The sequence below is a fragment of the Microbacterium zouquanmingi genome (assembly GCF_052266675.1).
GTDB lineage: Bacteria > Actinomycetota > Actinomycetes > Actinomycetales > Microbacteriaceae > Microbacterium.
Genome location: NZ_JBQPRA010000003.1, coordinates 110,354 through 123,881, shown reverse-complemented (window position 1 = coordinate 123,881; position 13,528 = coordinate 110,354). Strand labels below are relative to the sequence as shown.

General features: G+C 65.8%; 16 protein-coding genes. All 16 read right to left on the bottom strand.

What is annotated here, in order from left to right:
• Positions 1–43: 43 nt before the first annotated feature.
• Genes lgt through rpoZ form a run of 16 tightly spaced genes read right to left on the bottom strand, consistent with a single transcriptional unit; the run spans position 44 to position 13,512 of the window.
• The gene (lgt, locus tag ACTU6V_RS08030) at positions 44–1,042 is read right to left on the bottom strand and encodes a prolipoprotein diacylglyceryl transferase (protein WP_443468275.1); all 999 of its coding nucleotides are present in this window, start codon (positions 1,040–1,042) and stop codon (positions 44–46) included.
• A gap of 10 nt (positions 1,043–1,052) precedes the next feature.
• Positions 1,053–1,856 (bottom strand): tryptophan synthase subunit alpha, encoded by an 804-nt coding sequence (gene trpA, locus ACTU6V_RS08025; protein ID WP_443468276.1) that lies wholly within the window; start codon positions 1,854–1,856, stop codon positions 1,053–1,055.
• Positions 1,853–3,070: a tryptophan synthase subunit beta gene (gene trpB, locus ACTU6V_RS08020; protein WP_443468277.1), complete on the bottom strand. Its 1,218-nt coding sequence runs from the start codon at positions 3,068–3,070 to the stop codon at positions 1,853–1,855. Before trpB ends, trpA begins: the two co-directional genes overlap by 4 nt.
• A complete protein-coding gene (gene trpC / locus ACTU6V_RS08015; RefSeq protein ID WP_443468435.1) occupies positions 3,067–3,864 on the bottom strand; it encodes an indole-3-glycerol phosphate synthase TrpC in 798 nt (265 codons plus the stop codon). The genes trpB and trpC overlap by 4 nt, the downstream gene beginning before the upstream one ends.
• Positions 3,865–3,866: 2 nt before the next feature.
• Positions 3,867–4,097: an HGxxPAAW family protein gene (locus tag ACTU6V_RS08010; RefSeq protein WP_443468278.1), complete on the bottom strand. Its 231-nt coding sequence runs from the start codon at positions 4,095–4,097 to the stop codon at positions 3,867–3,869.
• Positions 4,098–4,144: 47 nt separating this feature from the next.
• Positions 4,145–4,735, bottom strand: coding sequence for a Trp biosynthesis-associated membrane protein (locus tag ACTU6V_RS08005; protein WP_443468279.1), 591 nt, complete (start codon positions 4,733–4,735; stop codon positions 4,145–4,147).
• Entirely contained in the window at positions 4,732–5,088 is a 357-nt protein-coding gene (gene hisI, locus ACTU6V_RS08000) for a phosphoribosyl-AMP cyclohydrolase (protein ID WP_443468280.1), read from the bottom strand. Before hisI ends, ACTU6V_RS08005 begins: the two co-directional genes overlap by 4 nt.
• Positions 5,085–5,846 (bottom strand): imidazole glycerol phosphate synthase subunit HisF, encoded by a 762-nt coding sequence (hisF, locus tag ACTU6V_RS07995; RefSeq protein WP_443468281.1) that lies wholly within the window; start codon positions 5,844–5,846, stop codon positions 5,085–5,087. Before hisF ends, hisI begins: the two co-directional genes overlap by 4 nt.
• Positions 5,846–6,685, bottom strand: coding sequence for an ATP phosphoribosyltransferase (hisG, locus tag ACTU6V_RS07990; RefSeq protein ID WP_443468282.1), 840 nt, complete (start codon positions 6,683–6,685; stop codon positions 5,846–5,848). Before hisG ends, hisF begins: the two co-directional genes overlap by 1 nt.
• A gap of 38 nt (positions 6,686–6,723) precedes the next feature.
• Entirely contained in the window at positions 6,724–6,987 is a 264-nt protein-coding gene (locus ACTU6V_RS07985) for a phosphoribosyl-ATP diphosphatase (protein WP_417511882.1), read from the bottom strand.
• Entirely contained in the window at positions 6,984–7,664 is a 681-nt protein-coding gene (rpe, locus tag ACTU6V_RS07980) for a ribulose-phosphate 3-epimerase (RefSeq protein ID WP_443468283.1), read from the bottom strand. The genes ACTU6V_RS07985 and rpe overlap by 4 nt, the downstream gene beginning before the upstream one ends.
• A gap of 4 nt (positions 7,665–7,668) precedes the next feature.
• Positions 7,669–9,027: an RsmB/NOP family class I SAM-dependent RNA methyltransferase gene (locus ACTU6V_RS07975; protein ID WP_443475563.1), complete on the bottom strand. Its 1,359-nt coding sequence runs from the start codon at positions 9,025–9,027 to the stop codon at positions 7,669–7,671.
• Positions 9,028–9,086: 59 nt separating this feature from the next.
• On the bottom strand, positions 9,087–10,004 hold the full coding sequence (gene fmt / locus ACTU6V_RS07970; protein ID WP_443468285.1) for a methionyl-tRNA formyltransferase: 918 nt from the start codon (positions 10,002–10,004) through the stop codon (positions 9,087–9,089).
• Positions 10,005–10,038: 34 nt separating this feature from the next.
• On the bottom strand, positions 10,039–12,000 hold the full coding sequence (locus ACTU6V_RS07965; protein WP_443475388.1) for a primosomal protein N' family DNA-binding protein: 1,962 nt from the start codon (positions 11,998–12,000) through the stop codon (positions 10,039–10,041).
• 43 nt (positions 12,001–12,043) lie between these two features.
• On the bottom strand, positions 12,044–13,240 hold the full coding sequence (metK, locus tag ACTU6V_RS07960; RefSeq protein ID WP_443475387.1) for a methionine adenosyltransferase: 1,197 nt from the start codon (positions 13,238–13,240) through the stop codon (positions 12,044–12,046).
• Between the two features lie 14 nt (positions 13,241–13,254).
• The gene (gene rpoZ, locus ACTU6V_RS07955; RefSeq protein ID WP_033107065.1) at positions 13,255–13,512 is read right to left on the bottom strand and encodes a DNA-directed RNA polymerase subunit omega; all 258 of its coding nucleotides are present in this window, start codon (positions 13,510–13,512) and stop codon (positions 13,255–13,257) included.
• Positions 13,513–13,528 lie beyond the last annotated feature (16 nt).

Here is a 13,528-nt window from a genome sequence, read left to right as displayed (position 1 = left end):
GGATGCCTCGCTCGACGAGGAGGCCTATCGGGGGTCCCTCGCCCTAGGAGGCAGTGCTTGTGGCCGTTGCTCCAGCAGTGACTTCGGCGGGAGGCTCACTCACGTCAACGAAGTCATCGAGGTCGTGTTGCGATTCTACATCAGCGCTGATCTTGCGCTCGCGCCCTGGCACATACGGGCTCGGCTCCTGGCCGGTGTGGCGACGCGTCTGAACCACGAGGATGACAAGACCTACGACAATGCCGACAATCGATGCCCACACGTTGCTGCGCAGACCCAGGATGATCTCACTCGGGTCGATGCGGATCGACTCCCAGACCACGCGTCCAGCGCTGTACCAGATCAGGTAGATCGCGAAGAGCTTGCCCCACTGCAGACTCAGCCGTCGGCCGATCCACAGCAGGAATACGACCCCGAGCAGGTTCCAAATCACTTCGTAGAGGAAGGTCGGGTGGAACAGCGTGCCCTCGGCGAGTCCCGGAGGGAAGGCCGAGTTGTCAGACTCGATCTCGAGGCCCCACGGAAGATCAGTCGGCAGACCGAAGAGCTCATGGTTGAACCAGTTGCCGAAGCGTCCCATCGCCTGAGCGAGCAGAATTCCTGGCGCCAGCGCGTCGGCGAAGGTCCAGAACCTGATGCCGGTCCACTTGCACCCCAGGTAGGCGCCCACAGCGCCACCGAGTAGCGCGCCGAAGATCGCGATTCCGCCCTCCCAGATCGCCCACACCGAGCCGGGCTCGAAGGGGTTCCACGTGTTCTTGCCCTCGCCGAAGTAGAAGTTCGGGTGCGTCAGCACATGGAAGATGCGCGCGCCGATGATCGCGAGCGGTACAGCGAGGATCGCGATGTCGATGACGACCCATGGCTCCGCACCGCGCTTGGTGAGACGGCGGTTCGTGATCAGTGTCGCGACGATGATGCCGGCAATGATGCACAGCGCATAGAAGTGAATGCGCACGGGTCCGAGGTCGAAATAGCTGACGTCAGGGCTCGGGATGCTGGTGAGCACGCCGCTGAGGGCAGAGTGAAGCGCGAGGGGCATGAGTGCGATTCTAGTTCTCGTGTGAGCGGACTGCAGACGGCGTGCCTGCAGCGAGGGTACGTGTGATCTCGGCGAGAGCCTCAAGGCCCCCATCGCGAAGCGCACGAACCAGAGCGGTGCCGACGATAGCACCGTCGGCGTAGCCGACGACATCGCTGATCTGATCAGCACTGGAAATACCGATGCCGACGCACGCGTGCTTGGCGCCGTGGTCGCGCAGACGCGCCACCAGGGTTCGTGCCGCCTTGTCGAGTTCGGCGCGCTCCCCCGTGATACCCATGGTCGAGACCGTGTAGATGAATCCGGTCGACGACTTCACCACCAGATCAAGGCGCTCATCAGTCGACGTGGGAGCCGCCAGGAAGATGCGGTCAAGCCCGGTGCGCTCGCTCGCGGCGATCCATTCCTCGGCAGCATCAGGCGTGATGTCGGGTGTGATGAGCCCGGCCCCGCCTGCGGCGAGCAGATCATCCGCGTAGCGATCGACCCCATACTGCATGACCGGATTCCAGTACGTCATGACTACAACGGGGACATCAGTTGCTGCGGTGATCTCGCGGATCGCGGTGAACAGATCGCGCATCTTGAAGCCATTCGCAAGCGCTGCCTGGGTTGCTTCCTGGATGACGAGACCATCCATGACGGGGTCGCTGTACGGAGGGCCGAGTTCAATGATGTCGGCGCCGTTCTCAGCGAGTGTGATGGCTGCCTGGATGCTGGTCTGAAGGTCAGGAAAACCCACTGGCAGATAGCCGATGAGAGCCCCTCGGCCCGCATCCTTCGCCTTCTGGATTGCATCGTCGATGCGGCTCATCGGGGCTCCTCCGTGGACTTTTCGTCGTAAAGACGGAAGTAGGTGGCGGCGGTCTCCATGTCTTTATCGCCCCGGCCGGAGAGGCAGATGGCGATCACAGCATCCGGCCCCAATTCCTTGCCGATCCCAATGGCGCCCGCCAGAGCGTGAGCGGATTCGATGGCGGGGATGATGCCCTCGGTGCGGCTGAGCAGACGGAGCGCCTGCATCGCCTCGTCATCAGTGGCCGGAATGTACTTCGCGCGCCCGATGTCAGAGAGCCAGGAGTGCTCGGGGCCCACACCCGGGTAATCGAGGCCCGCGGAGATCGAGTGCGACTCGATCGTCTGCCCGTCATCGTCCTGCAGAACGTAGGTCTTCGCGCCGTGCAGCACGCCGGGGCGCCCGCGTTCGATGGATGCCGCGTGCCGCTCGGTGTCGACGCCGTCACCTGCTGCTTCGACGCCGTAGAGCTTCACGCTCTCGTCGTCCAGGAAGGCATCGAACATGCCGATCGCGTTCGAGCCGCCGCCGACGCAGGCGACGACAGCATCAGGGAGGCGACCTGTCTCGTCGAGCAGTTGCTGACGTGCCTCTTCGCCGATGATCTTCTGGAAGTCGCGCACCATAGCCGGGAACGGATGCGGACCAGCCGCCGTGCCGAAGATGTAGTTGGTGGTCTCAACCGAGGCGACCCAGTCGCGGTACGCGTCATTGATCGCGTCTTTGAGCGTGCGGGAGCCCGTCGTCACGGGGACGACCTCGGCACCGAGCAGACGCATGCGCGCGACGTTGAGAGCCTGGCGCTCGGTGTCGACCTCGCCCATGTAGATCGTGCAGTCCAAGCCGAACAGTGCGGCTGCTGTTGCGGTGGCGACGCCGTGCTGCCCCGCGCCGGTCTCGGCGATGACGCGGGTCTTGCCCAGGCGCTTGGTGAGCAGGGCCTGACCGAGCACGTTGTTGATCTTGTGACTGCCGGTGTGGTTGAGGTCTTCACGCTTGAGGAACACACGCGCTCCCCCGGCATGCTCTGCGAAGCGAGGCACTTCAGTGAGCGCGGAAGGTCGACCGGCGTACGAACTCAGCAGATGCGCGAGCTCGGAACGGAACGCGGGGTCGGCGATGGCCTGCTCGTAAGCCGCAGTGAGCTCGTCGATCGCGGCGATGAGCGACTCGGGCATGTACCGCCCGCCGAACTCGCCGAAGAACGGCCCTGACTGCTCACGAAGGCTCATCGGGCTGCGTTCCCCTCGAAATCTCCTGCTGAGAGGAATGACTGCAGGGTGGAGACAGGGTCGCCCGTGACGAGTGCCTCGCCGATGAGAACGACATCGGCACCCGCTTCGCGGTAGTGGGTGACATCAGCGGGTTCGAGGACCGCGGATTCTGCGATCTTGATCACGTCTGCGGGAATGCGATCGACGAGAGTCCCGAAGAGGTCGCGATCGAGCTCGAAGGTCGAGAGATTGCGGGCGTTCACACCGATGAGCGATGCTCCGAGGTCGATTGCGACGTCGAGCTCTTCTGCAGAGTGCGTCTCAACCAGAGGTGTCATGCCGAAATCGAGGATCAGCGAGTACAGTTCGCACAGCGCCTTGCGCTCGAGGCCCGCGACGATCAGCAGAGCGAGGTCTGCGCCAGCAGCGCGCGCCTCGGCGACCTGGTACGGCGTCGCGATGAAGTCCTTGCGCAACACGGGAAGAGAGACGCGCTCAGTGACGGCCTCGAGGTCGGCCAGCGAGCCGCCGAAACGACGCTCCTCCGTGAGGACACTGATGGCAGATGCACCACCGGTCTCGTACAGAGATGCCTGGTGCGCTGGGTCCGGGATCGCAGCGAGCGCACCCCGAGAAGGGCTGGCCCGCTTGACCTCGGCGATGATCTTCACACGTGATGCCGGTGCGAGTGCCGAGAGTGCATCGAGCGCTGCCGGGCACTCACTTGCCGCGCGCTCGACCTCTGCGAGCGAACGTGTGAGAGCGCGACGCTCGGCGTCTTCGACTGCGCCGGCCGTGAGGTCGGCGAGCACCATCAGTGGCCCTTCGGCGTGTACTTGGGTCCGTTGACGCCGTAACCGGCCTTGGCAAGGATCACGCCGAGCAGCAGCCCGACCACGATGATGCCGACTGATGCCCACACGAACACAGGCTGATCGAAGCAGAAAGCGATGGTGCCGGCGGCGACGCCGATCAGCATGACCACTACAGCGGTCCAGGCCGCAGGCGAGTGTCCGTGGCCGGGGTCGGCGATCGGGTTGGTCATGTTCTCCTCCGAGGCGGTCGTGGGTGGTTCAGTTCAGTCTATCGGTGTCATCGCGTGGGGTCGGAGCCACGCGACAGGTCGTCCCAGGAATCGATGGCATCGACTGGGCCGTCTTGCTCGTCGGGGAATGACTGATCCCTCTGGAACCGACGACCGCCGCGCTTCCACCGGTGTGCGGTGAGCAGAACGAAAATCGCGGTGACGATCAGGATCACCCAGCCGATCAGCGCAATCGTGGGCCAAGCGGATGGCTCGATAGCGGCGATCATGTCGGTCACTGTCGCCGTGCCCGCAAGGCCCGTGGTCTCAGTGACGGTCGGAGCGACAGCCGATACGGGCAAGGTGAAGAGGATCTCCCCGGTCCACCAGGTGAGAAGGACGCCTCCGAGCAGCGCGAGGCTTGCGAACACGTAGCGGAGCACCACTCCCACGAGGGTCAGCGCGGCGCCGATGGCCAGGATTGCGAGGCTCAACGGCGCGAGGAGTGCCATCGCATCAGCACCGGGCACGAGGATCGGCTCTGCGGCATCCGCTCGCGTCACGGTCAACCACGTCTGGGTGGACGAGATGATGCCGATGCCGCCGGCGAGCAGCAGACCGATGGCGGACACGCTGCGTCCGCGTTGTGCGATGCTCATTCGGTCACGCCATCGACCGCTTCGAGATCCGTCGCGTCGAAGCAGGTGCGTGTCCCGGTGTGGCAGGCGGGCCCCGTCTGGTCGACGAGCAGCAGAATGGCATCGCCGTCGCAGTCCAGACGCGCCTCATGAATTCGCTGGATGTTGCCAGAGGTATCGCCCTTGCGCCAGTACTCCCCACGAGAGCGGGACCAGTACGTCACCCGACCCGTGGTCAGGGTGCGGCGCAGCGCTTCCTCATCGAGCCAGGCGAGCATCAGCACTTCGTGGGTGTCCCACTGCTGCACGATCGCCGGTGCAAGGCCGTCGGAGTTCCAGACGACCTGGGCAATCCGCGTATCGATGTCGCTCACCTGACCAGAATCCCTTCTGCACGCATGGCGTCCTTCACATCCGCGACGGTCAGAGCGCCGGAGTGGAACACACTCGCAGCGAGCACGGCGTCAGCGCCCGCCTTGATGGCCGGGGCGAAGTCGGCAGCCGTGCCCGCACCGCCGGAAGCGATCACCGGGACCGACGAGACTTCACGCATCACGCGCACCAGTTCGAGGTCGAAACCGTCGCGTGTGCCGTCGGCGTCGATGGAGTTCACGAGCAGCTCCCCCGCACCGCGCTCGATGGCCTCACGCGCCCACTCCAGGGCATCGAGAGTAGTCTGCGTTCGCCCGCCGTGCGTCGTGACGACGAAACCGGATGCCGTCGCAGGTGCGCGCTTGACATCCAAGGAGAGCACGAGCACCTGCGCACCGAAGCGGTCGGCGATCTCACCTATGAGATCCGGGCGCGCGATTGCGGCGGAGTTCACGCCCACTTTGTCGGCGCCGACACCCTGCAGGCGCGCGACGTCTTCCACGCTGCGCACTCCGCCACCGACGGTGAGAGGGACGAACACGTTCTCGGCGGTGCGCTGCACCACGTCGTACGTCGTAGAACGATCATCGACAGTGGCGGTGACATCGAGGAAGGTGATCTCGTCAGCGCCTTGAGCGGCGTAGTGAGAAGCAAGTTCGACAGGGTCGCCCATATCGCGGAGGTTCTCGAAGTTGACGCCCTTCACGACGCGGCCGGCTGCGACGTCGAGACACGGAATGACGCGACTTGTGAGTGTCATCAGAGCCGCGCAGCTTCGATCGCCGTGACGAGCAGGGCCCGCGCACCCAGCGCGTACAGATCGTCCATCACCTTGTTGATGCCCTTGCGCGGCAACATGACGCGAACGGCCACCCACGTTGGGTCCTGCAGCGGCGAGATCGTCGGCGACTCCTCGCCCGGCGTGATCTCTGTCGCCTCGTCGACCTTGTCTGCGGGGAGGTCGTAGTCCAGAAGAACGTAACGTTGGGCGACGATGACACCGCGCAAGCGCCGAAGCAGCTTCTCGGTGCCGTCCACATCGCCAGGACGGCTGATCAGCACAGCCTCTGATTCGATGATCACCGGGCCGAAGATCTCCAGCCCCGCCTGGCGCAGCGTAGTGCCCGTCTCGACGACGTCGGCGATGGCGTCTGCCACGCCCAGCTGTACAGCGGATTCAACCGCGCCATCCAGCGGCACCAGCGTTGCCTCGACACCCTGTTCCCGAAGGAACGCGTCGACGAGACCGGGATATGCCGAGGCGATGCGGACGCCAGCAAGGTCGTCGATCGTGGAGAACTTGCCGGCGGGAGCAGCGAAGCGGAAGGTCGAGCGGGCGAAGCCGAGGGCTTCGATCTCGCGAGCCTGCTGCGGAACATCACGCAGCAGATCACGGCCGGTGACGCCGACGTCGAGCGCACCCGATGCCACGTAGGTGGCGATGTCGCGGGGACGCAGGAAGAAGAACTCGACGTCATTCGCTTCATCGATGACGTGCAGAGTCTTGGAATCTCGGCGGCCGGCGTAGCCGGCCTCGGCGAGCATCTCGGCGGCGGTCTCGGCGAGCGAGCCTTTATTGGGAACAGCAATGCGCAACATTAGAGAACTTTCAGATCAGAGGAACGAGTCGGAGCGCTTCAGAGATGTCGATAGACGTCTTCGAGACTCAGACCCTTCGCCAGCATCATGACCTGAAGGTGGTACAGAAGCTGCGAGATCTCCTCCGCGGCCTCAGCATCCGACTCGTATTCCGCAGCCATCCACACCTCGGCGGCCTCTTCAACGATCTTCTTGCCGATCGTGTGCACGCCGGCATCGAGTTCTGCAATGGTGCGAGACCCCTCTGGGCGGGTCTCGGCCTTGGCGCTGAGCTCAGCGAACAGCTCGTCGAAAGTCTTCACGATTCAAGGCTAGCGGCTCGAGCGCGCTCTCGAAGCCCTGCGATGGCTGCCTCGACATCCTGTGCGCCGTATACGGCCGATCCTGCGACGAACGTGTCGGCACCGGCCTCTGCGGCCTCGGCGATCGTTGCGTCCGAGATGCCGCCGTCGACCTGGAACCAGGTTGCGGAGCCGCGGCGCCGGGCCTCGGCGACGAGGGCGCTCAGCTTCGGCATCGTCTCTGACATGAAGCCCTGTCCGCCGAAGCCCGGCTCGACCGTCATGACGAGCACCTGGTCGAACTCGTCGAGGATCTCGTAGAGGCGCTCACCCGCGGTTCCCGGCTTGATCGCGATCCCCGCCCGCGCACCGATATCGCGGAGCTTTCGAGCAAGTGCAACGGGGTCAGAGGCCGCCTCAAGGTGGAACGTCACGCTGGCCGCGCCGATCTCGGCATATTCGGGAGCCCACCGATCGGGGTCGGTGATCATGAGGTGCACATCGAGTGGGATGGGGCTGGTCGCCTGGACGCGTTCGACCATCTGCGGACCGAAGGTGAGGTTGGGGACGAAGTGGTTGTCCATGACATCGACGTGCACGAAGTCGGCGGTCGCGATGCGCGCGAGGTCGGCCTGCATGTTCACGAAGTCAGCCGAAAGGATGCTGGGGTTGATGCGTGGTGCGTCAGGAAGACTCATGAGGTCACTCTCCAGTCGGTTTGCGCTGCAGGAGCGCGAGGAACATGGCGTCGGTGCCGTGGCGGTGCGGCCACAGCTGCACGTGTCCGGCGTCGTTGGACGCGAGGTCGATCGGACTCTTCACGACGCCTGACAACACGGCCGCGGCATCCAGCTCGATGACATCGTCGCGCGTGCGGATGACCTCGGAGACGATGCCTGAAGTCTCTGCAAGGTGCGGCGAGCATGTGACATACGCGACGATGCCGCCGGGGGTGAGCGCATCCAGCGCGCCAGAAAGCAGCTGCGCTTGAAGCGGGGCGAGCTCGGCGACATCAGCCGGGGATTTTCGCCACCGGGCTTCAGGACGACGACGGAGTGCACCGAGACCCGTGCACGGCGCGTCGACGAGGATGCGATCGAAACGGCCAGGATTCGCGGCGGTGAGTTCGCGCCCGTCCTGCTCATGCACGACGACCTCGCCGGGAACGGCCTTGAGGGCGCCACGCACGAGGCCCGCCCTTGCCGGGATGACCTCATTGGCTTCGAGCGAGACGTCATGCTGGTGGGCGATCGCGGCGAGGAGAGCGGCTTTGCCCCCGGGCCCGGCACACAGGTCGAGCCAGTGCTCGCCTGTTCGGATCGGTGCCGCCGCGGCCAGAGCCAGGGCGACCAGCTGCGAGCCCTCGTCCTGCACACGGATGGTTCCGCCTGAACCGCTGATGACACGGTGCGGGTCGCCACCGGGCGACCCGAATGCCGTCGGTGCGTAGGGGCGCAGCGGTTCTGCGGGCTCCGCGAGCCCCGGCAGGGCGACCAAGGTCACCTCTGGCGACACGTTGTCGGCTTCGAGGAGCGACTCGAGCTCATCGGCGCGTCCTTCTGCCGTGAGAGACCTGCGCAGCGCACGGATGATCCACACCGGATGCGCGGTTCGCAGCCCGAGGCGCTCGTCGTCCGAGCGGGCGCCGTTCTCGATCCGCTCCTGCCACTCGCCGGGAGTGTCGCGAGAGATGCTCCTGAGCACCGCGTTCGTGAAGCCCGCAGGCCCCCGCCCGACCTCAGCGGCGACGAGATTCACGGACTCGTTGACCGCGGCGTGGGAGGCGACACGCGTAGCGAGCAGCTGGTGCGTGGCCAGCCGAAGCGCATCGAGCACCGCGGGGTCGATCTCTTCGATCGTGCGACCGGCGGCAGAGGCGATGATGGCGTCGTATGTGCCGCGGCGGCGCAGCGTGCCATAGGTGAGTTCAGTGGCAAGCCCTGCATCCTGCGGGCTGAGAGAGGCCGCGGTGATCGCGGAAGGCAGAACGAGGTTGGCGTAAGCGTCCGATTCGCTCACCGCACGCAATACGTCGTATGCAACGCGACGCGCTGGTTGCACGTGCCGCGTCGGTGCCGAACCGCCCCGCTCGCGGCGGGCGGGGCGACCAGTCTGACCGTTCACTCGCCGGCCCGCATCGTGTCATCGGCACGGAGACCGCGCCACCAATCAGTGGCGTTCATCGCCTGCTTTCCTGCGGGTTGAACTCGAGTGACAGCGAGCGGCTGCGTCCCGGTGCCAATCAGCAACGCCGTCTTCGTCGGGGCTATCCCGCCCGGTGCCACAGCGCTCTCGTCAGAGCGCGACGCCTCAAGGATCTTCACCTGCAGTCCGCCGATGCTCGTGTGGGCTCCCGGCTCCGGGGTGACACCGCGGAACCTTGCGAAGACCTGCTCGAGCGGCTGATTCCAGTCGAGAGCACCGTCGGCGAACTCCAGCTTCGCAGCCGAGGTGGGCTCCCCCTGCTGCGCAATCGCGACGGCGGTGCCGTCAGCGATACCTCGGACGACGTCTGCCATCAGCCCCGCACCATCGTGAGCGAGCACGTCCAGCGCAACATCGGCCGTGGCATCGGGGGCGACATCGACCGTCCGTGCAGCGAAGACATCACCTGCATCGAGCGCGGGCACGAGCTGGAACACACTCGCACCGAGCGCGGCGTCACCGGCGATCAGTGCGCGCTGTACTGGAGCAGCCCCGCGCCACTGCGGAAGGATCGAGAAATGCAGATTGATCCAGCCGTGGGCCGGGATGGACAGCAGCGGCTCACGCACAAGTCCGCCGTACGCGACGATGACGCCGAGCTCTGGCTTCAGCGCGGCGATACGCGCCGTGACATCCTCATCGAGGCGCACTGCTTTGATGATCGGCAGACCGAGCTCCTCGGCGGCCTGGGCAACCGGCGAGGGAGTAAGAACGCGCTTGCGGCCCAGTGGAGCATCCGGCCGGGTGATCACCGCGGCCATGTCGTGCACTTCTGCGAGGGCGCGCAGTGTCGGTATGGCAGCCGTTGGTGTGCCGGCGAAGACGAGACGCATGAATGTACTCCGGAAGAAGCTCGAGGGAAGGGGCTCAAAGCTCAGGATCGAGCATATCGAGACGGACGGAAAGCGGGATGCGGTTGCTCTGTCCTCGGCCGCGGCGACGTTTGACCGCCTCAGCGACGACAGCACCACGAAGGCGGCTGGCGACGGCGGCTCCAGCGGCGTACTCGAATCGAACGAGTGCGCGCACACGGCCGTCGTCGTGCGTGACCGAAGCGGGGTCGACTTCGATCGGAACCGGGCCGAGCACGGCTCCCGGTGGCAGGGGGATCTCGTCGAGAATCTCCAGCGCGCGGGAGACGGAGGCCGGTTGACCTTCGACCAGCGCTACCCGTGTCGCGGGCGGAAGATGCAGCGGCGCACGGCTCTCCAACTCGGAGCGGGCGTACCCGGCCTGAGTCCAGGTGGCCAGGGCTCGGCCTGTCGGGCCATCCACCCCCACCAGATGAATCGGTGCGCCCGGTGCTGCGAGTGCAGCTGCGTTCGACCACCAGCGAAGGCAGGACTCTCCGATGCGCAAATCAGGGGCCTGCAGCATCCGCACACCGTCTAGAAGAAGGACGGCGCGATAACCGCCCTCAGCGATCGGCTCTGCGCCTCGCGTCGCGACCACGAGCGCAGGTTTGTCCGACACCGCTTCGACGGGGTGCGCGCCGTCCGCCACGATCACGCGGACGCCGGGGAAAGCACGACCCAGCTCATCTGCCGTGCGTTCACTGCCGGATGCAGCCAGACGCAGCTGCGCTGACGAGCACGACGGGCACTTCCAGGCGCCTGCGGACCGGCCGCACCATCCGCACACCGGGACCGCGCCACGGTGGGCCGCCCCCAGTGGGCCGCCGCAGTGCGCACATCGGGCCGGCGCGCGGCACTCGGCGCAGACGAGCGTCGGAGCAAAGCCGGGCCGGGCGACCTGCACGAGCACTGGCCCTTCCTCGGTCGCCTTTCGCGCCGCCACGAAGGCTCCGGAGTGCACTCGCTGTGCGGGCTGCTCCATGTCTTGGGGGCTGCTGAGAATGACTCGCGGGAGCACACGCCGTGCGGCGCGAACGTCGGTCAGCCAACCGAGCTGCACGAGCCTTTCGACGTCGCTGGTGCGGGTATGGCCTGCGAACAGCAGCGCAGATCTCTCCTGCTCCTGACGTAGCAGCATCGCGTCCCGGCTGTGCACGTAGGGGGCGAGCGGCTCGCTGTACAGCGGATCGCCGTCGTCCCAGATGGCAACCAGCCCTGCGCGAACGGGGGCGTACACGGCAGAGCGATTGCCGACCACGATGCAGGGGGCGTCTTCGAGGGTCCGCAGGAAGCCGCGATACCGATCGGGATTGGTCTGCCTCGAGTCATACCGGACGATAGTTCCCGCAGGGACCAGCTCCTCCAGAGCAGCGAGCAGACGATCGAGGTCACGATGGTCGGGGACGGCGATGATCGTGGATGCTCCGGCTGCGAGCATCCGCGTCGCGGCAGCCGCGAGCAGCTGTGTCCAGCGCGGCGTCGTCGCCTCCATACCCGGAATCGCTTCTACCGCTGCGCGTCCGCCCTCGTCGATGACAGCGACGAGTCCGTCGTACTCGCCGAGAACGGCATCGGCGCGAGCAGTCGACTCTTCGTCAGGCTCCGCCGCGACGGCGTCTGCCTTCCAGGCCTTCTCGACGCGCACCTGGCGCTTGGGAATCACGAGGCGCAGAATGTCGGACGCTGAGCCGACAGCACGATCCGCCACACGACGCGCAAGCCGGTAAAGGCGTTCCGGCAGCACCGGAACCTGCGAGACAACGCTGTCGAGGGTGGACAGCGCTCGCGATGCGTCGTCTTCTTCGGCGATCTCGACGACGTAGGCATCGACCATGCGCCCTGCGGTGCGCAACGGCACGCGAACCCGGACGCCGATCGGGACGTCGCCGAATTCGTCGAGCAGAACGTAGTCGAAGAGGCGATCGAGCTGCGGGAGCGGAGAGTCCAGGAGCACTCGCGCGATCCGTCGGGTCACCGGGGTGCTCCTCGAGTGCACGGGCTCGCCCCGCGCCTGGACATCAGAGTCCCGCGGCGCGACGCAGTTCGTCAGCGCGGTCGGTGCGCTCCCAGGTGAAGTCGGGAAGCTCACGGCCAAAGTGGCCGTACGCCGCCGTCTGCCTGTAGATCGGGCGAAGGAGGTCAAGCTGCTCGATGATCGCCTGCGGTCGGAGGTCGAAGACCTCGCGGATCGCATTGGTGATCACCTCTTCCGACACCTTGCCGGTTCCGAACGTCTCGACATAGAGCCCGACGGGGCGTGCGACGCCGATCGCGTATGCGACCTGTACCTCGAGGCGGTCGGCAAGACCTGCCGCAACGGCATTCTTCGCGACCCAGCGCATAGCGTAGGCGCCGGACCGGTCGACCTTCGACGGGTCCTTGCCGCTGAATGCGCCGCCGCCGTGGCGAGCTGCTCCGCCGTACGTGTCGATGATGATCTTGCGTCCGGTGAGGCCGGCATCACCCTTGGGTCCGCCGGTGACGAACGGGCCTGCGGGGTTGATGAAGTAACGATCGTCCGAAGGCATCTCGAGACCGGTGTTCTCAAGAACCGGGTCGATGACCAGGCGGCGCACCTGCTCGGTGAGCTCGCTCTGCGAGATGTCGGGGTGGTGCTGGGTGGAGAGCACCACCGCGTCGATCGTCTTGGGGACGAAGCCCTCGTAGCCGAGCGTGACCTGGGTCTTGCCGTCAGGGCGCAGGAAGCCCAGTTCGCCAGAGCGGCGCACCGCGGTCAGCCGCTCGGCGATGCGATGCGCGGTGTGTCCGGCCATCGGCATCAGTTCGGGCGTCTCGATGGTCGCGAAGCCGAACATGATGCCCTGGTCGCCAGCACCCAACCCGTCGAGCGCATCGCTGGAGCTGCCGTCTCGGTGCTCCTGAGCGAGGTCGACACCGTGCGCGATATCGGTGGACTGCTCCCCCACTGAAATGCTCACGCCGCACGAGTCGCCATCGAAGCCTGTCTCGCTCGAGGTGTAACCGATCCCGTTGACGACCTCGCGGACGATCGTGGGGATGTCGACGTACGCCTCGGTGCGGATCTCGCCGGCCACGTGAACCAGTCCTGTGGTGACAAGGGTCTCCACAGCAACACGCGAAGCAGGATCTTTGGCGATCAGGCCGTCGAGGATGCTGTCCGAGATCTGGTCGCAGATCTTGTCGGGGTGGCCTTCGGTGACGGACTCAGAGGTGAAAAGGCGCAGCGCGCTCATCGAGGAAGCAGCCTTCACTCAGCGTGGCGAAGGCGCAGCTTGTCCTCGTTGATCTCGTGGAGCGCGATGGTGAGCGGCTTGTCCTCGACGGACGAGTCGACCAGCGGTCCGACGTTGTCGAACAGGTTGCCCTCGTGGAGATCCGCGTAGTAGTCGTTGATCTGACGCGCGCGCTTGGACGCGTAGATGACCAGTTCGTACTTGGACTCAACGCGGTCGAGCAGGTTGTCGATAGGCGGATCGATGATGCCCTTGGTGTGGTGTCCGGCCATGGTGGGACCTCCAGAT